The sequence below is a fragment of the Tardiphaga sp. GW821-FHT12E02 genome (assembly GCF_058807155.1).
In genome coordinates this window covers 2188583-2211962 of sequence record NZ_JBXAQK010000001.1, presented here as the reverse complement: position 1 = coordinate 2211962, position 23380 = coordinate 2188583, and the positions used below count along the sequence as shown (strand labels likewise).

General features: G+C 61.1%; 18 protein-coding genes. 11 read left to right on the top strand and 7 right to left on the bottom strand.

What is annotated here, in order from left to right; genetic code table 11:
* The first annotated feature begins 207 nt into the window (after positions 1 to 207).
* The 6 genes from AC1RQ5_RS10450 to treY are packed head-to-tail and all read left to right on the top strand — an operon-like array spanning position 208 to position 14176.
* Positions 208 to 2124: an alpha-1,4-glucan--maltose-1-phosphate maltosyltransferase gene (locus tag AC1RQ5_RS10450; RefSeq protein WP_493203376.1), complete on the top strand. Its 1917-nt coding sequence runs from the start codon at positions 208 to 210 to the stop codon at positions 2122 to 2124.
* 11 nt (positions 2125 to 2135) lie between these two features.
* A complete protein-coding gene (treS, locus tag AC1RQ5_RS10445) occupies positions 2136 to 5444 on the top strand; it encodes a maltose alpha-D-glucosyltransferase (RefSeq protein ID WP_493198768.1) in 3309 nt (1102 codons plus the stop codon).
* The gene (gene glgB / locus AC1RQ5_RS10440; RefSeq protein WP_493198767.1) at positions 5441 to 7582 is read left to right on the top strand and encodes a 1,4-alpha-glucan branching protein GlgB; all 2142 of its coding nucleotides are present in this window, start codon (positions 5441 to 5443) and stop codon (positions 7580 to 7582) included. The genes treS and glgB overlap by 4 nt, the downstream gene beginning before the upstream one ends.
* A 3-nt stretch (positions 7583 to 7585) precedes the next feature.
* The gene (gene glgX, locus AC1RQ5_RS10435) at positions 7586 to 9664 is read left to right on the top strand and encodes a glycogen debranching protein GlgX (RefSeq protein WP_493198765.1); all 2079 of its coding nucleotides are present in this window, start codon (positions 7586 to 7588) and stop codon (positions 9662 to 9664) included.
* Complete coding sequence (gene treZ / locus AC1RQ5_RS10430; RefSeq protein WP_493198763.1) at positions 9661 to 11412, top strand: malto-oligosyltrehalose trehalohydrolase; 1752 nt, start codon at positions 9661 to 9663, stop codon at positions 11410 to 11412. The genes glgX and treZ overlap by 4 nt, the downstream gene beginning before the upstream one ends.
* 1 nt (position 11413) lies before the next feature.
* Entirely contained in the window at positions 11414 to 14176 is a 2763-nt protein-coding gene (treY, locus tag AC1RQ5_RS10425; protein WP_493198762.1) for a malto-oligosyltrehalose synthase, read from the top strand.
* 207 nt (positions 14177 to 14383) lie between these two features.
* Here the strand turns inward: treY and AC1RQ5_RS10420 are convergent, their stop codons facing one another.
* Positions 14384 to 14692, bottom strand: a complete 309-nt coding sequence (locus AC1RQ5_RS10420) for a polyhydroxyalkanoic acid system family protein (RefSeq protein WP_493198760.1) — start codon at positions 14690 to 14692, stop codon at positions 14384 to 14386.
* 146 nt (positions 14693 to 14838) lie between these two features.
* Between AC1RQ5_RS10420 and AC1RQ5_RS10415 the strand changes: the two genes are divergently transcribed.
* Positions 14839 to 15003, top strand: a complete 165-nt coding sequence (locus tag AC1RQ5_RS10415) for a DUF3309 family protein (RefSeq protein ID WP_212392490.1) — start codon at positions 14839 to 14841, stop codon at positions 15001 to 15003.
* Between the two features lie 76 nt (positions 15004 to 15079).
* On the opposite strand, the gene ligD is transcribed toward AC1RQ5_RS10415, so the two are convergent.
* On the bottom strand, positions 15080 to 17773 hold the full coding sequence (gene ligD, locus AC1RQ5_RS10410) for a DNA ligase D (RefSeq protein WP_493198758.1): 2694 nt from the start codon (positions 17771 to 17773) through the stop codon (positions 15080 to 15082).
* 98 nt (positions 17774 to 17871) lie between these two features.
* Between ligD and ku the strand changes: the two genes are divergently transcribed.
* A complete protein-coding gene (gene ku, locus AC1RQ5_RS10405; RefSeq protein WP_493198756.1) occupies positions 17872 to 18756 on the top strand; it encodes a non-homologous end joining protein Ku in 885 nt (294 codons plus the stop codon).
* 2 nt (positions 18757 to 18758) lie between these two features.
* Positions 18759 to 19019 carry a hypothetical protein gene (locus AC1RQ5_RS10400; RefSeq protein ID WP_493198754.1) on the top strand — a complete coding sequence of 87 codons (261 nt, stop codon included), beginning with the start codon at positions 18759 to 18761 and terminating at the stop codon, positions 19017 to 19019.
* Between the two features lie 33 nt (positions 19020 to 19052).
* Here AC1RQ5_RS10400 and AC1RQ5_RS10395 read toward each other — a convergent pair whose 3' ends face one another.
* Entirely contained in the window at positions 19053 to 19316 is a 264-nt protein-coding gene (locus AC1RQ5_RS10395) for a DUF6496 domain-containing protein (RefSeq protein ID WP_398477585.1), read from the bottom strand.
* A gap of 62 nt (positions 19317 to 19378) precedes the next feature.
* Between AC1RQ5_RS10395 and AC1RQ5_RS10390 the strand changes: the two genes are divergently transcribed.
* Together AC1RQ5_RS10390 and dapA are read left to right on the top strand one after the other, a co-directional pair.
* Complete coding sequence (locus AC1RQ5_RS10390; RefSeq protein ID WP_493198752.1) at positions 19379 to 19762, top strand: hypothetical protein; 384 nt, start codon at positions 19379 to 19381, stop codon at positions 19760 to 19762.
* 69 nt (positions 19763 to 19831) lie between these two features.
* On the top strand, positions 19832 to 20722 hold the full coding sequence (gene dapA / locus AC1RQ5_RS10385; protein ID WP_493198750.1) for a 4-hydroxy-tetrahydrodipicolinate synthase: 891 nt from the start codon (positions 19832 to 19834) through the stop codon (positions 20720 to 20722).
* Between the two features lie 22 nt (positions 20723 to 20744).
* On the opposite strand, the gene AC1RQ5_RS10380 is transcribed toward dapA, so the two are convergent.
* From AC1RQ5_RS10380 to AC1RQ5_RS10365, 4 genes are all read right to left on the bottom strand, one after another.
* Entirely contained in the window at positions 20745 to 20888 is a 144-nt protein-coding gene (locus AC1RQ5_RS10380; protein ID WP_493198748.1) for a hypothetical protein, read from the bottom strand.
* Complete coding sequence (locus AC1RQ5_RS10375; protein ID WP_493198746.1) at positions 20885 to 21181, bottom strand: hypothetical protein; 297 nt, start codon at positions 21179 to 21181, stop codon at positions 20885 to 20887. Before AC1RQ5_RS10375 ends, AC1RQ5_RS10380 begins: the two co-directional genes overlap by 4 nt.
* Positions 21182 to 21325: 144 nt before the next feature.
* A complete protein-coding gene (locus AC1RQ5_RS10370) occupies positions 21326 to 21583 on the bottom strand; it encodes a hypothetical protein (RefSeq protein WP_398477565.1) in 258 nt (85 codons plus the stop codon).
* Between the two features lie 88 nt (positions 21584 to 21671).
* Positions 21672 to 23330, bottom strand: a complete 1659-nt coding sequence (locus AC1RQ5_RS10365; RefSeq protein WP_398477567.1) for an OFA family MFS transporter — start codon at positions 23328 to 23330, stop codon at positions 21672 to 21674.
* Positions 23331 to 23380 lie beyond the last annotated feature (50 nt).

Below are 23380 nucleotides of genomic sequence, written 5' to 3'. Positions count from 1 at the left end.
CCAAGTTGCTGCGAGATTTCAGGAGGTTAACGAAGAGGATAGCCAGTTTTCAACGCAATGTCCTAAGCTCGGTTCCATGGGGAACCAAACCCCTGTCACGAGGCTTCTTATACAATTGCAGCGTCTTGTCTCCACACGGGCGCAGACATCCCTCTTGTTGATGGCATCACCGTGAACAGAACATCTCAGACCACTGCAAGCACCGCCATGGGCGGCGCGTTCCATATCGAGGATATCTACCCCATCATCGATGGCGGTCGCTTTCCGGTCAAACGCATTGCGGGCGAAGCCATCGAGGTCTGGGCGGATATCTATCGCGACGGTCACGAGATCATCGACGCCGCCATCGTCTGGCGCCGCGAGCAGGATCGCGACTGGCAGCGGGCGCCGATGACGATGGACGTCAACGACCGCTGGCACGGCACCTTCACACCCACGGCCATCGGCCGCTATGTCTATGCCATCGAGGCCTGGACCGACGAATTCGCCACCTGGCGCCACGGCTTCGACCTGAAGCTGAAGGCCGGCCAGGATGTCACGCTCGACGCGCTGGAAGGCGCCGGGATGATGACCAAGGCGCAGTCCGGCGGGGAAGAAGCGTCGGCTTTCATCGTCAAGCAATGCGAGGCCTATCTGCAGACCGGCGAGACCGAGCCGCTGCGTTCGCCGAAACTGCGTGAGGCGATGGCCGAGGCGCAACCGCGCCCGGATCTCACCCGCTCTGCGCTGCTGCCGTTGATGATCGACCGCGAGCGCGCCCGCAATGGCGCCTGGTATGAGATGATCCCGCGCAGCCAGAGCAAGGTGCCCGGCCAGCATGGTACGTTTCGCGATTGCATCGAACGCCTGCCCGAGATCGCCGCGATGGGTTTTGACGTGCTGTATTTCACGCCGATCCACCCGATCGGCGAGACCAACCGCAAGGGCAAGAACAATTCGCTGACCGCCGAGCCCGGCGATGTCGGCAGTCCCTATGCCATTGGCGGCAAGGAAGGCGGCCATGACGCCATCCACCCCGATCTCGGCTCGCTGGAGGATTTCCATGCGGTGATCGCGGCCTGCAAGCAGCACGACATGGAAGTCGCGATCGACGTCGCCGTGCAGTGCTCGCCGGATCATCCATGGGTCAAGCAGCATCCGGACTGGTTCAAGCGCCGGCCGGACGGCTCGATGAAATATGCCGAGAATCCGCCGAAAAAATATCAGGACATCCACAATCCCGACTTCACCTGCGACGATGCCGGCTCGCTGTGGAATGCGCTGCGCGACATGCTGCTCTATTGGTGCGATCAGGGCGTCAAGATTTTCCGCATCGACAATCCGCACACAAAACCGCTGCGGTTCTGGGAATGGGCGATCCATGAGGTGCAGCTGAAGCATCCGGACGCGCTGTTCCTCGCCGAAGCGTTCACGCGACCGAAGCTGATGAAGGGCCTGGCGAAGCTCGGTTTCTCGCAGAGCTACACCTATTTCACCTGGCGCACCGCCAAGTGGGAGATCGAGCAATATCTCAACGAGCTGTGTCGCTATCCCGAGCGCGAATATTATCGGCCGAATTTCTTCGTCAACACGCCGGACATCCTGCCCTATCACCTGCAATCGGGTGAGCAGTGGATGTTCAAGTCGCGCGTGGCGCTGGCGGCGGTGCTGTCATCGGTCTATGGCGTCTATAACGGCTTCGAGCTGCTCGAACACGAGGCCATTCCGGGCAAGGAAGAATATCTCGATTCCGAGAAATACGAGATCAAGACGCGTGACTGGCACAAGCCGGGCAACATCATCCCGTATATCACGGCGTTGAACTTTGCCCGTCGCGCCAATCCGGCGCTGCAGCAGATCTCCAATTTGCGCTTCATGCCGGTCGAAAACGACAACATCATTGGCTTTGTGAAGACCTCGGTAGATGGCACCAACACGGTTGCCGGTGCCATCGCAATCTCGCGCGAGGCCTACGAGTTCTGGCTGCCCATCGACACCCAGATCCTCGTCGATGGCGAGACGCGCAATGTCGCCGCCGTCGAAAACATCATCACCGGTGAGCGCCACGGCGTCGAATGGGGCGGCATCCGCCTGCGTATCGATCCGCAACGCGACCCTGCCGCCCTGTTCCGCTGCCTCGCCTGAAAGCGCCCGTAATGAATGTGATGACCGACATCAAGCCGAAGACCGACGTGGCGCCGCCGAACAATGCGATCGATCCGCTCTGGTACAAGGACGCGATCATCTACCAGCTGCATGTGAAAACCTTCGCTGACAGCAACAATGACGGCATCGGCGATTTCGCGGGCCTGACCGAGAAACTGGATTACCTGCAGGAGCTCGGCGTCACCACATTGTGGCTGATGCCGTTCTATCCGTCGCCGGGCCGCGATGACGGCTATGATATCGCCGATTACGGCACGATCCATCCCGACTTCGGCACGATGAAGGACTTCAAGCGCTTCATCCACGAAGCCAAGCGCCGGGGCCTGCGTGTCATCACCGAGCTCGTCATCAATCACACATCGGACCAGCACGACTGGTTCAAGCGCGCCCGTCGCAGTCCGGCAGGATCATCCGCACGCGACTGGTATGTGTGGAGCGACAGTGACAAGAAATATGACGGCACCCGGATCATCTTCACCGATACGGAGAAATCCAACTGGACGTGGGATCCGGAAGCCAAGGCCTATTACTGGCACCGTTTCTTCTCGCATCAGCCCGACCTGAACTTCGACAACCCGCGCGTCGTATCGGCCGTGGTGCAGGTAATGAAGCGCTGGCTCGATGCCGGCGTGGATGGATTCCGTCTCGATGCCATCCCCTATCTGATCGAACGCGACGGCACCAATAACGAGAACCTGCCGGAGACCCACAAGGTCATCAAGCATCTGCGCGCCGAGCTCGACGCCTATGCGCCGGGCCGCCTGCTGCTGGCCGAAGCCAATCAGTGGCCGGAGGACGTGCAGGAATATTTCGGCAATTCCGACGAATGCCACATGGCCTATCACTTCCCGCTGATGCCGCGCATCTATATGGCGCTGGCGCAGGAAGACCGTTTCCCGATCACCGACATCATGCGGCAGACGCCGGACATTCCGGACAACTGCCAGTGGGCCATGTTCCTGCGCAATCACGACGAGCTGACCCTGGAAATGGTCACCGATGTCGAGCGCGATTATCTGTGGTCGACTTACGCCAATGATCCGCGTGCGCGCATCAATGTCGGCATCCGGCGCCGCCTCGCGCCGCTGATGGACAATGATCGCCGCAAGATCGAATTGCTGGACTCGCTGCTGCTGTCGTTTCCGGGCACGCCGATCATCTATTATGGCGACGAAATCGGCATGGGCGACAACATCTATCTCGGCGACCGCAACGGCGTCCGCACGCCGATGCAGTGGGCGCCGGACCGCAATGGCGGCTTCTCCCGCGCCGACCCCGCACGTCTTTATGCGCCGCCGATCATGGATCCGATCTACGGCTACGAATCCGTGAATGTGGAAGCGCAATCGCGCAGCCTGTCGTCACTGTTGTCGGCAACGAAGCGTCTCATTGCCGTGAGGAAGTCGACGCTGGCCTTTGGCCGCGGCACCATGACCTTCATCCGGCCGGAAAACCGCTCGGTGCTGTGCTATGTGCGTCAGTATGGTGACGAGGTGATCCTCTGCGTCGCCAATCTGTCGCGCGCCGCGCAGGCGACCGAGCTTGACCTGTCGCCGTGGAAGGAGCGCGTGCCGCTGGAAATGCTCGGCCGCACCAAATTCCCGCCGATCGGCGAGCTGCCCTATATGGTCACGCTGGCGCCGTATGGCTTCTACTGGTTCCAGCTCGAGAAGCGCGACGTTTCCGAACACTCGCAGCCGGCTGTTGTGCCGGAATTCGAAACGCTGGTGGTGCCGCTCGGCTCGACCTGGATGACGCTGGCGCGCACGCGCGGCGTATTCGAGCACGACGTGTTGCCGGGCTTCCTGTCACGCTCGCGCTGGTATCCCGAACGCAATGCCAAGGCGATCCAGCCGACGCTGACCTCGGCAACACCGTTCGCGCTGATCGGCGACAACCGGCCATGGCTGGTGTTCTTCGAGACCACCCAGCGCGGCACCAAATCCCGCTATGTGTTGCCCATGCAGATCGACTGGGTGCGCTTCGATCGCGACCGTTACAACCCGAAGGCGTTTGCTGCCGTGCGCCAGGGCGCGCGCGAGGGTACGCTGCTGGATGTCGCCACCGACGAGATCTTCATCTCGCTGTTGCTGTACAATCTGCGCAACTCGGTGACGGTGGAGGAAGTCGAAGGCATTAAACTCGAATTCCGCCCGACCAAGAAGCTCACCGACAAGCCACAGCACAAGCTCGAGAATATCCGGGCCGTGGAAACCGAACAGTCGAATTCGACCGCTCTGGTCGATAGCGACTATGTGGTGAAAATCTATCGCAAGCTGCAGACCGGTATCAATCCGGAGATCGAAGTCGGTCACTTCCTCACCGAGATTGCCGGATTCGCCAATACACCGGCATTGCTCGGCAGCATCGAGCTGATCGAAGGTGACGAGCGCAGCGCCGTCTCCATCGTGCATGCGTTCGTACAGAACCAGGGCGACGCCTGGACCGTCTCATCCGGCTATCTCGACCGTTTTGTCGAGCGCGAGCGGCTGCTTGCCGTAGATGACGGCCATGAGATGAGCGAGGACCAGAACGCCTATCTCCGCTATATGACGCAGACGGGCCTGCGCGTTGCCGAAATGCAGATCGCGCTGGCAAGCCGCGATGATATCGCTGACTTCAAGCCCGAGCCGACGAGCGATGCAGATATCGGGCTCTGGACCGACGAGATCGTCACCCGCGCAGAGCCGGTGTTCAGCCTGCTTGCGCAGCGTCGCAATGGCGCCCGTGAACAGGACCGCGGCCTGATCGATGCGGTTCTGGCCCTGCGCAACGATCTTCGCGACACGTTGAACAGCCTGCTGCCTGCAAAAATCGATGGATTGAAGATCCGCCATCATGGCGACTTCCATCTCGGCCAGATGCTGATCGTCAAGGACGACATCTTCATCATCGATTTCGAAGGCGAGCCACGCCGCGCCATCGCCGATCGTCGTCGCAAGGCACCGGCCGCGCGCGATGTTGCCGGCCTGATCCGCTCCATCGATTATTCCGCCACCGCCGCGCTGGAACGCGCAGAGAAGGTCGCGCCGGACGAGAACGGCAAGCTCGCCACCGCCCTCACCTCGTGGCGCGACCGTGCCATCGACGCGTTCGTCGAGGCCTATCGCGAGGCGATGACCGACAAGCGGCTGTGGCCGGCGGACGCAAAGGCGGCCGATGACATGCTCAAATTCTTCCTGATCGAGAAAGCGTTCTACGAGATCGAATACGAACTCGCACATCGCCCCGATTGGCTGCGCGTACCGCTCGCCGGTTTGTTGCGTATCTTGAACGGTGAGCCGAAGGAATCCGTATGACCAATCTTCCCGCCGAAGCCTATGCCATCATCGAGGGACGTCACTCGGACCCGTTCCATTATCTCGGGCCGCACAAGGAGAACGACCGCACGGTGGTGCGCGCTTTCCTGCCGGACGCCGTCAAGGTGGATGCCATCGACGACCACGGTGCCACCACGCCGCTGGAGCGGGTGCATGACTCTGGCCTGTTCGTCGGCCCGCTGGCCAATGGATCGACAAAATATCAGCTCCGCGCCAAATTCGGCGACAGCGTCGTCGATCTCGAAGACCCCTATCGCTTCCCGCCGCTGCTGACCGATTTCGATCTCTATCTGCTCGGCGAAGGCACCGACCAGCGCATCTATGACAAGCTCGGCGCCCATCCGCGGGTGATCGATGGCATTGCCGGCGTGGCGTTCGTGGTGCTCGCCCCCAATGCCAAGCGCGTCAGCGTGGTCGGCGATTTCAACTTCTGGGACTCGCGCCGGCATCCGATGCGGGTGCGTGGCGCGGGCTATTGGGAGCTGTTCGTGCCCGGCGCCACGGCCGGCAATCACTACAAGTTCGACATCATCGGCCCGCACGGCCAGGTGCCGCTGAAGTCCGATCCATTTGCGTTTTCCGCGGAAGTCCGCCCATCGACGGCGTCAATCGTGCTGGACGAGACAAAGGTCCCGTTGCCGCGCCCGGCGCCCGAAGGCATCAATGCGCTCGGCAAGCCGATGTCGATCTATGAGGTGCATCTCGGCTCGTGGCGCCGCAAGGGCGACAATGAATGGCTGAGCTATCGCGATCTTGCCGAAACACTGCCGCAATACGCCAAGGATATCGGCTTCACCCATATCGAATTCCTGCCCGTCAACGAGCATCCCTTTGACGGCTCATGGGGCTATCAGCCCACCGGCATGTATGCGCCGACAAGCCGCTTCGGCTCGCCCGAGGATTTTGCAGCACTGATCGACGCCTGCCACGCCGAAGGTCTGGCCGTGCTGCTCGACTGGGTGCCCGGCCACTTCCCTGACGATCCGCATGGCCTTGGCCAGTTCGATGGCACCGCCCTTTATGAACATGCCAACCCGCTACAGGGCCGGCATATGGACTGGGGCACGCTGATCTATAATTACGGGCGCACGGAAGTGGTGAACTTTCTGGTCTCCAACGCGCTGTTCTGGATGGACCGCTACAATATCGACGGTCTTCGCGTGGATGCCGTGGCCTCGATGCTCTATCTCGATTACAGCCGCGCGGAAGGTGCCTGGATCCCGAACAAATATGGTGGCCGCGAGAATATCGAGGCGATCGAATTCCTGCGCCGCTTCAACCGCGAAGTGTTCGGCAAATTCCCCAATGCCACCACGGCAGCGGAAGAATCCACCTCATGGCCGCAGGTGTCGCGTCCGGTCGAATTCGGCGGGCTCGGCTTCGGCTACAAGTGGAACATGGGCTGGATGCACGACACGCTGAATTACATCAGCAAGGATCCGATCTATCGCAAATATCAGCACAACGACATCCTGTTCGGGCTGCAATACGCGTTCTCGGAAAACTTCATCCTGCCGCTGTCCCATGACGAGGTCGTGCACGGCAAGCGCTCGCTGCTTGGCCGCATGCCCGGCGACGACTGGCAGCGTTTTGCGAATCTCCGTGCCTATTACGCCTTCATGTTCGGTCATCCCGGCAAGAAGCTGATGTTCATGGGCTGCGAATTCGCCCAGGAACGTGAGTGGAATCACGATCATTCGCTGGACTGGCACCTGCTCGAGCAGGACAAGCATGCCGGCATCCATTCGCTGATCCGCGATCTCAACACGCTGTATCGCGACACGCCCGCACTGCACGAACTCGATTGCGATCCTGCAGGCTTCGAGTGGATGGTGACCGACGACGCCGGCAACAATGTCTTCGCCTGGCTGCGCAAGGGCAACGCGCCGCGCGAACAGTGCCTCATCGTCGTGAATTTCTCACCTAACGTCTATCGCGACTATCGCGTTCGCGTGCCGTTCACCGGCAAGTGGCGCGAGGTTTTGAATTCCGACGCCGGAATTTATGGCGGTAGCAATGTCGGCAATTCCGGCGAAGTGACCGCTGTCGGACTTGTGCCTGAACTCAGCCTGACATTGCCGCCCCTCGCAGCTATTTTTCTACGACCGGAAGCTTAATCGATGCGCCTGTCAGCCGGAACGCCTTCCCGCCTCGGCGCAAGCTGGGACGGGCGGGGGACGAATTTTGCGTTGTTCTCCGCCAACGCCACCAAGGTCGAGTTGTGCCTGTTCGACGGCCAAGGCCGCCGCGAACTCGAACGCATCGAACTGCCGGAATATAACGAGCACGTTTTTCACGGCTATCTCAACGACATCTCGCCGGGCCAGCTCTACGGCTACCGGGTGCATGGGCCGTATGAGCCCGAGCACGGCCACCGCTTCAACGCGCACAAGCTGCTGCTCGATCCCTATGCGAAGAAGCTTGCCGGACGCCTTGTCTGGAGCGACGCGCATTTCGGCTATCGCACCGGCTCATCGCGCGAAGACCTCTCCTTCGACCGCCGCGATAATGCCCGCGGCATGCCCAAAGCCGTGGTCGTCGATGAAACCTTCAATTGGGGTCGCCGCGAAGCGCCGCCAAACATTTCCTGGGAAGACACGATTTTCTATGAGGCACATGTCAAGGGCCTCACCATGGGCCGCAAGGATGTGCCGGCAGGACTGCGCGGCACCTATCGCGGCCTCGCTTCGCCTTCGATGATCGATCACCTCAAGCGGCTCGGTGTTACCTCCGTCGAGCTGTTGCCCGTGCACGCCTTTGTGGATGACCGGCGCCTCGTCGAGATGAAGCTGGTCAATTACTGGGGCTACAACACGCTCAGCTTCTTCGCGCCAGAAGCGCGCTACGGCGCCGACAATCCCCTCGATGCGTTCCGCACCACTGTCGCCCGGCTGCACGATGCCGGCATCGAGGTGATCCTCGACGTCGTCTACAACCACACGGCCGAGGGCAACCATCTCGGTCCGACACTGTCATTCCGCGGCATCGACAACGCCTCCTATTATTGGCTGATGCCGGACAATGCGCGTTACTATGACGACTTCACCGGTTGCGGCTCATCGCTCAACCTCACCCATCCGCGCGTGCTGCAGATGGTGATGGATTCGCTGCGCTACTGGGTTGAGGTCTGCCATGTTGACGGCTTCCGCTTCGATCTCGCCACCGAACTGGCGCGCGGCCCGAACGGCTTTGACCGCAATAGCGGTTTCCTCACCGCGATCCGGCAGGACCCGGTGCTGGCCAATGCCAAAATGATCGCCGAGCCGTGGGATCTCGGCATGGGCGGCTATCAGGTCGGCGCCTATCCGTCGCAATGGTCGGAATGGAACGACAAATATCGCAGCGCCATGCGCCGCTACTGGGCCGGCGAAGGCTCACTGATCGGCGACGTCTCGCGCCGCATGACGGGCTCGTCGGACACGTTCAACCATGACGGCCGCAAGCAGCGCGCCGGCATCAATCATGTCACCGTGCATGACGGATTCCCGCTGGCCGACCTGTTTGCCTATAACGAGAAACACAACGAGGCCAATGGCGAGGACAATCGCGACGGCTCCACCGACAATCACAGCAATAATTTCGGCGTCGAGGGACCGACCAACGATCCCGCGATCAACGCCCTGCGCCGGCAACTGAGGAAGAACCAGCTCGCCTGCCTGTATCTCGCCCAGGGCGTGCCGCTGCTGCTCGCCGGCGACGAGGTCGGCAACAGCCAGGGCGGCAACAACAATGCCTATTGCCAGGACAACGAGATCGGCTGGGTGGACTGGAGCGGCCTCGGCAACAGGGACGACGACCTCACCGACTTCATCGGCCACATGGCGCAGATGCGCAAACGCTTCCCGCAGATCACCGCGCAAAAATGGCTCGACGGGCGCCGCGCCGATGGCAGCTATGGCGTGTTGTGGCTGACACCGTCCGCCGATGAGATGACCGAGGCCGATTGGGCATTTCCGGACGGCCGGTTCCTTTCTTACGTGCTGAGTTCGAACGAAAAGGGCGGCAATCCGTTGTTCATCGTCCTGAACGCGGCGCCTGAGGGCATTCCCTTCAAGCTGCCGAAACTCACCGAATTCAAGAGCTGGCGCCAAGTGCTGAACACTGCCGACGACAATCTCTCTATCGCCATCCTGCCCCCCGGCGCCGATGTGGACGCGCCGCCGCGCTCCGTTCTCGCATTCGCGGGGACACCTGCATGAGCGCGCGTAGTTTTGGACCACGTCTGACCGACAAGGGCGCCACCTTTCGCCTCTGGGCGCCAGCTGCCGGCCGTGTCGAGGTTATGCTGGATCAACCGGTGGCGATGACGGCAGAGGAGGATGGCTGGTACAGCGTCGATGTGCCGGGCGTCACGGCCGGCGCCACCTATCGCTTCCGCATCGACGGCAAGACAGAAGTGCCCGATCCCGGCTCGTCGTTCCAGCCCGAGGATGTCAACGGCCCCAGCGAGATCATCGATCACACTGCCTATCAGTGGCGCGCCGCTGACTGGCGTGGACGGCCATGGGACGAGACCGTGCTGCTGGAGACCCATGTCGGCACGTTTACGCAGGATGGCACCTATCGCGCCATGATCGACAAGCTCGATCATCTCGTCAAAACCGGTTTCACCGCGCTTGAGCTGATGCCGCTCGCCGATTTCGCTGGCTCCCGCAACTGGGGCTATGACGGCGTGCTGCTCTACGCACCCGATCACGTCTATGGCCGCCCCGATGATCTCAAGGCGCTGATCGACGAAGCGCATCTGCGCGGGATCAGCGTGTTTCTTGACGTGGTCTATAACCATTTCGGCCCGGAAGGGAATTACATCGGCGCCTATGCGCCGACCTTCTTCTGCGACGCGCAGACCCCCTGGGGCTCGGCGATCGACTATCGCCTGCCTGCCGTTCGGGCCTATGCGATCGAGAATGCATTGATGTGGCTGCGCGACTATCGCTTCGACGGCCTGCGCCTCGACGCCGTGCACGCCATCACCGAGCCCGGCGACGTGCCGATGCTGCATGAACTCTCGCGCGAAGTGGGCAAGCTTGCGGCCGACACCGGCCGGCAGATCCATCTTGTGCTAGAGAACGACGATAACCGTGCCGCCTTGCTCGATCCTGTTACCAATCCGGCGCGTGGCAAGTATCGTGCGCAGTGGAATGACGATTATCACCACGCCTGGCATGTGCTGCTCAGCGGCGAGGACAAGGGCTACTACGCCGATTACGCGCCCAGCCCGATAGATCACGTCGTGCAGGCGCTCGGCTCCGGCTTCGCTTATCAGGGCCAGCCTTCAGCGCATCGCGGCGGCGAGGAACGTGGCGAGCCCAGCGGCGCGTTGCCGCCATCGGCTTTTGTCAACTTCCTGCAGAACCACGACCAGATCGGCAACCGCGCCCTTGGCGACCGGCTCGAGGCGATTGCCGATCCCTTGGCAGTCGAGGCGGCGTTGGCCATCACGCTGCTGGCGCCGATGGTGCCGATGCTGTTCCAGGGCGAGGAATGGGGTTCGAAAGTGCCGTTCCCGTTCTTCTGCGATTTCCAGGGTGATCTCGCGGATGCCGTGCGTAATGGCCGGAAGAAGGAATTCGCCAGCGCCTATGAAAAATATGGCGACGACATTCCCGATCCGCTGGATGCCGCGACCTTCGACAATGCCAAGATCGACTGGGAGATGCGCGACGGCGCCGGCAAGCGACGCTGGGCCATGGTGCGCGACCTGCTGCGGATGCGGAAGCAGCACATCGTGCCGCGCAGCATTGGCGCCCGCTTCGGCAAAGTCGAGCACGCCGACGGATTGCTGATTGCGAACTGGACGATGAGTGACGACAGCCTGTTGGTGCTGCGCGCCAATCTATCTGACAAAGCGGTGACCGCACCCGCGGCCAGCGGCACATTGATCTGGGGCCGGCAGGGCGACGCGCTGGCGCCATGGGCGATCCAGTGGTGGATTGGAGACAAGTAGAATGCCGCCGGCCATCCCGACCGCCACCTACCGCCTGCAACTGACCAAGGATTTTGATTTCGATGCCGCAGCCCTGATCGCTCCTTATCTCAAGGCGCTCGGCATCAGCCATGTCTATGCCTCGCCTTTCACGAAGGCGCGTGCGGGCTCGACCCATGGCTACGACATCGTCGATCACACCAAGCTCAATCCCGAACTCGGCGGCGATGCCGGCTTCGAGCGCATGAGTGCGGCGCTGAAGAAGAACGATCTCGGCCTGATCCTCGATTTCGTGCCCAATCATGTGGGCGTGCACTATGCCGACAATCCGTGGTGGCTGGATGTGCTGGAATGGGGCCAGGCCTCGCCGCATGCGGTCTCGTTCGACATCGACTGGGAGACCCTGCCCTATCGCGCCCGCGGCGGATTGCTGCTGCCGATTATCGGTTCCAGCTATGGCCAGGCGCTTGAGAATGGCGAGATCGAACTCAAATATGATCCGAAGGAAGGCAGCTTCTCGGCCTGGTATTACGAGCATCGCCTGCCGATCGCGCCGGAGCGCTATAGCGAGATGCTGCGCAGCATCGTCAAGGAAGCCGATGCCGGCGACACCGCGGCCGGCCGCGCGATCCTGACACTGGCCGGCAAGCACAAGGGTCTACGCCACCCTAACCGCAGCGAGGCGCCGGCGTTCAAGCAGCAACTCGCCGGTATCGAGGGTGCAGCCGATGTCATCGCCCGTGGCCTCGACGCCTATCGTGCGGGACCTGAACGTCCGACGCAGATCCAGACGTTGCATATGCTTTTGGAGCGCCAGCACTACAAGCTCGGCCAGTGGCGCCTCGCCTCCAGCGAGATCAATTATCGCCGCTTCTTCGACGTCAACACGCTGGCCGGTTTGCGGGTCGAGGACAGCGGCACCTTCGAGGCCATCCACACGCAGGTGAAACGGCTGATCGCCGAGGACAAGCTGCAGGGCCTTCGGCTCGATCACATCGACGGCCTGCGTGATCCCTCGCAATATTTCCAGCGCCTGCGTCGCCTGATCCGCGAAGCGCAGGGCAACGCCAAGCCGTTCTATGTGGTCGTCGAGAAAATCCTCGGTGAAGACGAGAAGCTGGTGCCGTTTGCCGGCGTACATGGCACCACCGGCTATGAATGGCTCAATGCCATCACCCAGGTGCTGGTCGAGGAAAAGGGCCTCGAGCCGCTCGGCGAAACCTGGCGGCAGGTCAGCAACACCTCGCCAAAGTTCGCGCCGCTGTTAAAAGACGCCAAACGCCGCGTCCTCGACACGCTATTGCTGTCCGAATTCACCGTGCTGACGCGCCTGCTCGCGCGCATCGCCAATGGCCATTATTCCACCCGCGATTTCTCCGCCGATACGCTGCGCCAGGCTTTCGAGCTCTATGTGCTGCATTTCCCGGTCTATCGCACCTATCTCACCGCCGCCGGCCCGTCCGCACTCGACCGCCAGCTGATCTCGGAAACCATCGAAAAGGCGCGCGCCGAATGGTTCGGCACCGATGAGGGATTGTTCGACTTTCTGCGCGACGCGCTGACCCTTGATCTGCTCAAGCCAGGCCGCCCGGCCCACAGCAAGCCACGCGTGCGTCGTTTCGCCTTCAAGGTGCAGCAATTCACCGGCCCGACCATGGCGAAGTCGCTCGAGGACACCGCCTTCTATCGCTATCACAAGCTGCTCGCGCTCAACGAAGTCGGCGGCGAACCCGCTGCCGAGGCGATGCCTGTCAAACGCTTTCACGACTTGATGATCCAGCGTGCCAGCGAATATCGCCATGGGATGACGTCCACGGCCACGCATGATACCAAACGTGGAGAGGACGCCCGCACGCGCCTGCTCGCTTTGGCGGAGCTGCCAGGCGAATGGGCCACGGCAGTAAGCCGCTGGAAGATGCTGAACGCGCCGCATGTAATCACCGAGGGTGACATGCGCTCTCCCTCCGCGTCATTCGAATATATGCTGTATCAGGCACTGGTCGGCGCATGGGAGCTCGATACCCGCGACGAGACGTTCCTCGAACGGATGCAGGCCTATGCATTGAAGGCCGCGCGCGAGGGCAAGGAAGAGACCAGCTGGCTCAATCCGCATGAAGCTTATGAAAATGGCCTGAAAGAGTTTCTTGCCCGCATTCTCGATCCCGCCAAGTCAAACGACTTCATCGAGCAGATCGACGCCTTTGCGCGGCGGATGGCGCTGATCGGTGCAGCCAATTCGCTCAGCCAGATCACGCTGAAAGCAACGATTCCCGGCATGCCCGATTTTTATCAGGGCACGGAGTTCTTCGACACCTCCCTGGTCGATCCCGACAATCGCCGCCCGGTGGATTTCGCCGAGCGGGTCGCTGTGCTGGAAAAGATCAAGACGCCGGATTGGAAGGCTCTGTCCGAAACATGGGACAACAGCCACATCAAATTCGCCTGGACGCATGAATTGCTGAAGCTGCGCGGTGAACTCGCCGAGATCTTCACCCATGGCGAATATGAGCCTCTTGAGGTCACCGGGCCGCATGCGGCGCATGTCATCGCTTTCGCGCGTCGATATCAACGCGATGCCGCGATTGTCATCGTTGGCCGCTCATTGGCTGGCTTCACCGATAACGGCCGCAAGTGGTTTGACGGATCGACGCTTGACGCAACGGTGCTGGCACCTGGTTACGACGTGAAGGACATCAGCGTCGCCGCGCATTTCACACATCTGCCGGTCGCGATCATCAAAGCGCAGGCTGCGCCGAAGAAAATTCGATCGACACGCTTGCAGTAAGAGGATGGTAAACGACAAGGCCGCCCGGGATTCATGCCGGACGGCCTGGCGGATGTCGTGCCGACTCAGAGTCGCGTTCGGTTCCCTTACTCCGCACAAGACGAAGATTTTCATCAAAATGTTTGCGAGAGGTTACCGACGCATTCGATGTGCGGCGCACACGGTTGCGTGTCGATTTATGCTGCGAAGCAACATCGCACGACCGGCCTATTTCTTCTCCAGCAATAACTTTCCGCGTGATTTGATCGTCGCTTGCGCGACCTCCGCGAAGCGTTGCAGCAGCCACGGCAGCGTTACTTCGATATTGACGCGATCGTCGAGCACATCGACATGCCCGGATGCGACTTGCCCCATCGCGCGGACACGAAGATCCAGACGATCCCCGTCCCAGCGCTCGTCTTCGATTTTCACCATCGGCACACCGGTGGCAGCGCGCGCAAGGCCGTTCTTGAGCCGGCGAGCAGCTTCTTCGCGGCCGAGTGAATGCGGAATGGAGACGGTGAGCGGTGCAGACATCGCGAACTTCCTGTTGTGTGCGTCACGTCATAACGCATGCCGCCCAGCAAAAGCTCCTCATCGGTTTCATCGATGGAACCTTGGCGCGGGCCGCGCGTTTTTATCGCAGGCGCAACGGAAACATAAGAAGGCTGAGGAGAGACAACATGTCCATTGGTACGATTATTCTGATTATCCTGATCATCGCCCTGCTCGGCGGCTTTAGCGGCATCGGTGGCGGACCGTTCTACGGCACCGGTTACTATGGCGGTGGTGGCCTCGGCCTCGTGATCGTGATCCTGCTGATTCTCTTGCTGCTCGGCCGACTGTAAGCAGCGAGACTTGAATGCGAAGCGCGCGGTTCAGCAACGGACCGCGCGCTTTTTTTGTAGCTTGCATACTTAAACGCTATTTCATGTTCGCGATCGCAGCCTTGATCGATGAGGCAGCATTTTCGTACCCTATCCAGGCTTTGCTCTTCTTCAGAAGTGCCGGCACGCTGCGCAGCGTAAACTTCGCAGGATCAAGATCGGCACGGAGCTGCGGCCAGGTCAGCGGCATCGACACGGTGGCGCCTTTTCGCGCGCGAGGTGAAAGCACGGCAACCGCCGTCGCCATCCGGTCATTGCGGAGATAATCGAGGAAAATCTTTCCCTTCCGCTTGGCCTTCGACATGTTGATCAGATAACGCTCGGGATCATCCGTCGCCATCTGCTGGCAAATGGCCTGTGCAAATGTCTTTGCCGTTTTCCAATCGACACGGTCGCGCGCGCCGTGCTTGAGCGGGACGACCACATGCAAGCCCTTGCCACCGGTGGTCTTGCAAAAACTCTCCATGTCGAGCTTTGTGAGCCGCTCATGCAGCTCGCGCGCCGCGGTAATGACATCTGCGAATGTCACCTCCGGCGACGGGTCCAGATCAAAGACCAAACGGCCCGGCACGTCGGGCTCGCCGGGCGCGCAATTCCAGGGATGCAGTTCGAGCCCGCCCATCTGGGCCACCGCTGCAAGACCTTCGATGCGGTCGATCTGCAGATAGGGCTTGCGATCGCCCGCCACTTTGACCAGTTCCAGCAAATTCGACGTTCCCGCCATGGCATGACGCTGAAAGAACTGCTGGCCGTCGATGCCATCAGGCGCGCGCACAACGGAGCATGGCCGGCCCTTCAGATGCGGCATCATCCAGTCGCCGATTGCTTCGAAATATTCCGCGAGATCGCGCTTCGTTACCGGCTCATCGTCACCGGCATCGGGCCATAGCGCCTTGTCGGAATGGGAAAGTGCCACGCCCATGACGTCGGCAGATTTGCTTGCGGGCGATTTGGAAGCTGTCTTTTTGGCAGACTTCTTTGCAGCACCCTTGGGCTTCGGCTTGGCCAGCGTCGTCTTGCTCGGTATCTCGGCCTCGACCTCATCCGCCGGCTTGTCCTGCCGCAGCCCCTTGAATGATGCCTGACGCACCATGCCTGCACCGGTAAAGCCGGCAAATTCGATCTCGGCGACCAGCTCCGGCTTGAGCCAATGCACATCACGACCGCCCGCTGGCGCATTGTCGCCGCCGAATGGCGATCGCTTTGCCGCCGCCTTCTTCAGCGCCGGCATGATGCGTCTCACCTTGTCGGCGCCATAGCCGGTGCCGACAATGCCGACATAAACGAGATGATCGCCCTTATGGACGCCGACCATCAGCGAGCGGAATTTACCATTGGTGGTCTTCCAGCCACCGATCACCACCTCATGACCGGCGCGGCATTTGGCTTTGGTCCAGTTCTTCGAGCGTCCAGATGTGTAGGGTGCCGAAAGACGTTTGGAGATGATGCCTTCCAATGAAAGCTTGCAGGCCGATTGCAGGATCGCATCGCCGCCGGTCTCGAAATGATCGACATAGCGGATCAGTCCTTCCTTGCGGCGACCGCGCGCTTTGGTCAGCGAGGATTTCAGGCGCGACTTTCGCTCCTCCAGCGGCAGTTTCCGAAGATCCTCGCCGTCGGCGAACAGCAGATCGAACGCGAAGAAGATCAGCGTATCGGTCTCGCCGTCGGACAATGCCGCCTGCAGTGCCGCGAAGTCCGGGGCGCCCGATGAATCGAGCCCAACCACCTCCCCATCAATGATGCAATCCGGCAGATCGGCCGCCTCGTCGGCGATGGCCGGGAAGCTATCGGTCCAGTCGAGCCCTTTGCGTGTCTTCAGCGTCGCTTCTCCACCTTCGACACGCAGCTGCATCCGGTAGCCGTCGAATTTGATCTCGTGCGCCCAGCCGCTCGCCGACGGCGGACGTTCGACCGAGACACAGAGCTCCGGCGCGACAAAGCCCGGCATTTGCGCAGCTTTCTTGGCCTTCGCAGACCGCTTCGCCGGCGCTTTCTTCGCTCGATCGGCCTTGGTCTTCACGCTCTTTGTCGCGCGTGCGTCCGCCGCCTCGCCCTCGCTCGAATCCCAGACGGCATCTTTCTTGATTTTCGCAGTCTTGCCGATCATGAAGGGCTTTGGCGCACGGCCCTTTCCCTCCGCAATCGCATCCATGCTGCGGCCCGAGGCCACCGATGCATCCTCATCGAGAATTGCCTCGCCGCTGCCATCAACGGCGTATTCATCGCGGTGCTTGATCAGCAGCCAGTTGGTGCGCTTGCCGCCATTGCGGTCGCGCTTCATGCGCACCAGCACAAAGCCGCCATGCAGCTTCTCGCCGTCCAGCGTGAATTTGAGATCGCCCTTCTTCAGCCCTTTCGCAGCATCCTCGGCCTCGTAGTAGCCGCGATCCCAGAGCTGCACGGTGCCACCGCCATATTGGCCTGCGGGAATCGTACCTTCGAAGTCGCCGTAATCGAGCGGATGATCCTCGACTTCCACCGCCAGCCGCTTGTCGGCGGGATCGAGCGACGGCCCGCGCGTGACGGCCCAGGACTTGAAGACGCCATCCATCTCCAGCCGCAGGTCGTAATGCAGCCGCGTGGCGTCGTGTTTCTGGATCACGAAACGCGGCCGCCTGGCCGGCGCGACCACGATCTTGCCGGACGGCTCCTGGGTCTGCGCGAAATCACGCTTCTTGCGGTAAATCGATAGTTGGCGGTCGGCCACGACGCATACTCCGGAGGCCATGAAGGCGGGGACCGGAACCAAAACCGGGAGCCCCCGTTGAAGTTCCACAGGCGCAAGCGATTGGCGCCGCAGGCAATTTTGTATGAGTTGGAGGACCCATGGCCCCGCCCCGCGCTTACTGGAAAGGCTCCCTCAAACTGTCGCTGGTGACCTGCCCGGTGGTCCTGTATCCGGCCTCCACAACCGTGGAGAAAACCAAATTCCACATGATCAACCGCGACACCGGCAACCGGCTGAAGCAGCAGATGATCGACGCCGAAACCGGCGATGTCGTCGAGAAGGACCAGAAAGCGCGCGGCTACGAGATCAGCAAGGGCGAGTATGTCGAGATCGAAAAGGAAGAGCTCGAAGCCGTGCAGATCGAGAGCAACCACACCATCGACATCGACAATTTCGTGCCGCGCGACGAAATCGATCGTCGCTATCTCAACAACCCCTATTACATGGCGCCGGACGGCAAAGCGGGTGCCGATGCCTTTGCGGTCATCCGTGACGCCATGAAAGACCAGGACCGCGTGGCGCTGGCGCGGATCGTACTGACCAATCGCGAGCATGTGATTGCCATCGAGCCACTCGGCAAGGGATTACTCGCCACCACGTTGCGCTATCCGTACGAAGTGCGCGACGAAGCCGACTATTTCGACGACATCAAGAACCCGAAAATCTCGAAAGACATGATCGAGCTTGCCACCCATATCCTCGACAGCAAGGCCTCACATTTCGACCCCAAGAAATTCAAGGACGAATACGAGACCGCACTGAAGACGCTCGTAAAGCGCAAGGCCGCCGGCAAGCCGGTCAAGGTCGCCGCGAAGGAAGAGAAGCCGGATAATGTCATCAATCTGATGGATGCCCTGAAGGCCAGCCTTAAGGGCGGGAAGGCACCGACCAAACGCGCTTCGGCCTCGCGTCGGCCGGCAGCACGCAAGCGTCCGGCCAAGAAGGCGGCGCGATCGACCGCACGGCATCGCAAGGCAAGCTGATCATGATGAAGAAACTGGGACCAGCGGCAGCGGCGATCACTGCAGTATTGGCTATTCCTGCCGTACACGCGCAGCAATTGCAGGCTCGCGAATGCAATGCGTCGAACATCGCTTTCGTCGCCGAGGCGATTGCGAAAATGCCGGACGGCAAGCAGAAGCAGACGGCCTCCGACGAAATCAGTGCAGCGAGCGAAAAGATGGCGATGGGCAAAACGGACGAGTGCAAGGATCATCTGTTGAAAGCATCGCTGCAGACGAAGTGACGTTTGCTGCGCGGCCTCGCCCACGTCTCCTGATCAAGACTTTTTCTTCGCTTTGCTGGCCGTCTTGGTCTTTTTCGCAGTGTTCTTTTTGGCTGCGGCCTTCTTCGTGACCTTCTTGGTAGGCGCCTTAGGCACCTTCTTGCCCTCGGCACGCGCTTCGGACAAGCCAATGGCAATGGCCTGTTTGCGGCTTGTCACCTTTTTGCCGGAGCGCCCGCTTTTCAGCGTGCCGGCCTTGGCTTTTTTCACCGCGCGCGCGACTTTCTTCGCGGCCTTCTTGGAATATTTCGCCATCATAAACTCCCTGATATTGGCGGACATTCCAATCGCGGCTGCAATTGATGGTTCCGAGCTCCCGCATGCCGCATGCGACAAACCGTCATTTATTCCGCGCCTATAACGCGGTCGGTCCTCCCATCTCGTTTTCAAATGCCCTGCCGCTCATGTTGCAGGCCACACGCACCAGCGTGCTGTTGCAGGAGACTAACGTGACTCACTTCGAACCTCCCTCGTGTGGATCTGCTCTCGTCCTGATCGGTCAAAACAGCCGCGGCCAGTGGGTCGCGCAGGAACAAAGCGGCCTGTTTGGTGGCCTTTTCAAGAATCGCACCGATGCTGTGCGCTATGCGCTGTTCGAAAACGGCCATCGCCCCGAGGCGATTATCGAGACCGCCGGTGTCGTCGAGCTCGATATGAGCGCACCGATCCAGCCAACCGAACTGCCGCAACGACGCGTCGCCTGATTGCGCACTATGTCTAGAATCCCTCTCCCAAATCATCCGGCCATTCACGGTGGGAACTGGCTGCATGGCATGATTGCGGATCTTCCTACGCCTTTTCAGGCTAGTGGCGAGCTCGATCTCCTCACTTTTGCAAGGCTGTGCGAACGCCAGGTCCGCGCCGGCGCGAGTGCGGTCGTGGTCGGCGAGACCGTCGGTGAAGGCGATACGCTTTCCGACGACGAGCGGAGGACATTGATCCGCACCGCGGTCGGCATCGCCCGTGGCCGCCTGCGCATCGTCGCGGGCGCCGGCTCAAATTGTACCGCACGCGCGATCGAATACACGCGCTTGGCGCAGAGCGCCGGTGCGGATGCCGCGATGTTCGTCGTGCCCTATTACAACAAGCCGACGACCGACGGCATCGCCGCACATTTCCATGCCATCCTGCGCGCAACCACACTACCGATCATCCTGCATGATGCGCCATCGCGCTGCGTGCGGGCGCTGACGGATGACGTCATCATCGATTTCGCCGCGTCATCGCGCGTGATCGGCCTGCGTGACGATGCCGGCGACGCGTCGCGGCTCGCCCGGCTGCGCCTTCTGTTGCCGCCGGGCTTCCGGCTCCTGACCGGGCACGACGCGACGGCGCTGTCTTATTTGCTGACGGGGGGTGACGGAGTGGTCTCAGCCGTGGCGAATGTCGCGCCGCAGCTTTGCCGCGGCATGTATTACGCGACACGAAAAGGCTGCCCGCGTTATGCGAGCACGATTTCCGAGATGTTGATGCCACTTGCCGAGACATTATCGCCGGAGCACGTGTCGTCTGCCGTCAAATATGCGCTCAGCCTGCGCGGATTTGGCAACTTCGCCGTCCGGCTACCACGTTTGCCCGTCGATAAAGCCGGTCAGCATTCGGTGCAAATGGCGATGCAGGCGATCTGGGCGTCGCCTGACGAAGTCATGTCCCGAGCGATATAAAAGCCAGTCGCAAAAGCACCCGCTAGACCCGCGGGCGCTCCCTTTCACGCTTCTCACGATATTTCGGGCCTGGGCCGCGCATATAATGCGCCGCGGGGTGATAGACCGCCGGGCCGAGCGCGAACCGCCAGACCTGCATCAGAAGAGACGCCAGACGCATCATCATGATGCGCTCCTGCGATCCGGCAGCGTCGAGATCTCCGCATGGCGTACGCCCAACCGTGCCAGCTCACGCCGCGCACGGCGCATTTTATCGGCCACAAACGCCATATGGATCGCCGCGAGAAAACTTCTGATGTCGTTGCGCATGCGCCTGAGGCCGACACGAAAGCGTTTCCATTGCATGTCGCCGGAGTGATGGACGATTGGCGCCTGGTTGCGGCAGATCAGATAGGAGCGATAGGCGCTGTCGGCGGAGAAATCATGCGTCTGGGTGTCGCGATTGAAGAACATTGTCATGGTCACTGTCCGTTTCATTGAGATGCCCGGCCAGACCCACCGGGACGCTTCAAAGATGCGGACAACGCCATAGGAATGCGAGACGGACCGCCCTGCCACGTCATAAACGCGGCATAAAGACGGAAGCCGCCTCGCGAGCCGGGCTTAGCTCTTGCCCATGCAGTCTTCGATATAGAACCAGCGATCGTCGCCGGCGAGGCCCTTGGTCTTCACATCCTTGCGGCAGGCCTTGAGCTTGCCTTTGTTGGCGCTCCACTTCGCCTTCATGTCCTTCAGGCTCTGCTTGTTGAGCTTCATCTTGCCCGCAGGCGCCGGCGCCGGAGCGGCAGCCTGGGCGGACGCGATGGTGAGCGACGCGACGGTAAAAGCTGCGGCCAGCAGGCCAGTGGTGATGCGAGTCATTGTTACCCCCGAATGTTCGTTGTTGTGAGATTTGTGATGCCGACAAGAAAACGGGGCCGGAAGCTTTCGCCGCCGGCCCCAAATGATCTTACTGGAAGATCCTGACTGCGCTTTGCAGCGTCAGCCAGACGCCCCACAGGAGCGGTATGCCAACAAACAGCCAGAATGCACTGGCTGACGCATCGAAGCCCCCCTTGCCGATGCCGTAGGAGCCGCCGCCAACCGACGCCGCCTCGGCGCCCTTGGCCTGCAGCTTGGCGACTTCTTCCGGCTTCATGAACCAGTGCGCCGCCAGCGGCTTCACCAGCATGTTGCAGATCAGGCCCACCACCAGCATGCCGGCCAGGATATACATCGTGAAGTCATAGACCTGCGCACGCGGCACGCCCGCGGCGATCTGGAATTCACGGATGTAGTTCACCACGACCGGACCGATAATGCCCGCAGTCGCCCAGGCCGTCAGCAGACGACCATGGATGGCGCCGACAAACTGGGTGCCGAAGATGTCGGCGAGATAGGCCGGGATAGTGGCGAAGCCGCCGCCATACATGGACAGGATCACCGCGAAGGCCGCGACGAACAGCACCTTGCTGCCCATCGCCGCGAAGGTCGGCACCAGCGCATACATGATGATGCCGAGGATGAAGAACGTATAATAGGTGTTCTTGCGGCCGATCTTGTCCGACAGCGACGCCCAGAAGAAACGGCCGGCGATGTTGAACAGCGAGATCAGACCTGCGAAACCGGCGGCGATGCCGGCAATCGTGGTCTTCTGCGCGGCGGAGAGCTGGCTGAAGGAGACGTCGGGCGCACCGATCAGCTTGCCCGCAAAAATCTCCTGCAGCATCGGCGAAGCCATGCCGATGACCCCGATGCCCGCTGACACGTTGAGGCAGAGCACGCCCCAGATCAGCCAGAACTGCTTAGTCTTGTGCGCATTGTCGAGATGCACATGACCGGTCGTGATCATGGCATTGGCCTGCGCCGGCGGCGTCCAGCCATCCGGCTTCCAGTTCGGCGGCGTGATGCGATAGGAGAACGCGCCGATGGTCATGAACACGAAATAGATCACGCCCATGGCCAGGAAGGTCTGCCAGACGCCGACATCGGTGGGCGTCTTGAAATAGTTCATCAGGATGTTGGCGAGCGGTGAGCCGATCATCGCGCCGCCACCGAACCCCATGATGGCCATGCCCGTTGCCATGCCGCGGCGATCCGGGAACCACTTCACCAGCGTCGACACCGGTGAGATATAGCCGAGGCCAAGGCCAATGCCGCCAATCACGCCTGAGCCGATCCACAGCAGCCAGAGCTGATGGGTGTAGATGCCGATGGCGCCGAGCACCAACCCGCCACACCAGCACAGTGCCGACACGAAGGCCGCCTTCCGCGGACCGACGCGCTCGAGCCAACCGCCCCAGATCGCGGCGGAAACGCCGAGCAAGACGAAGAACAGCGTGTACATCCAGCCGAGGCTGGCGACCTTCCAGTTACAGGTGGTGGTGAATAATTCGGTCGCGAGGCTCATGCCGTCGCAGACTTCCTTCGCCGCCGGATTCGGAATCGCCTGCGACAGCGGCAACCAAAACACGCTGAAGCCGTAAGCCATGCCGATACACAGATGGATGCAAAGTGCCGCTGGCGGCACCAGCCAGCGATTGAAGCCGGCCGTTGCGATGATGCGTTCCCGGTCCAGCAGACCTGGCTTGGCGCCGGATAAAGCTCCGGCATTGCCGATTGTTGTCATGAAATCCTCCCCTGCAGCCGACCCTTCTGAGCCGAGTTGCGTCCTGAAAC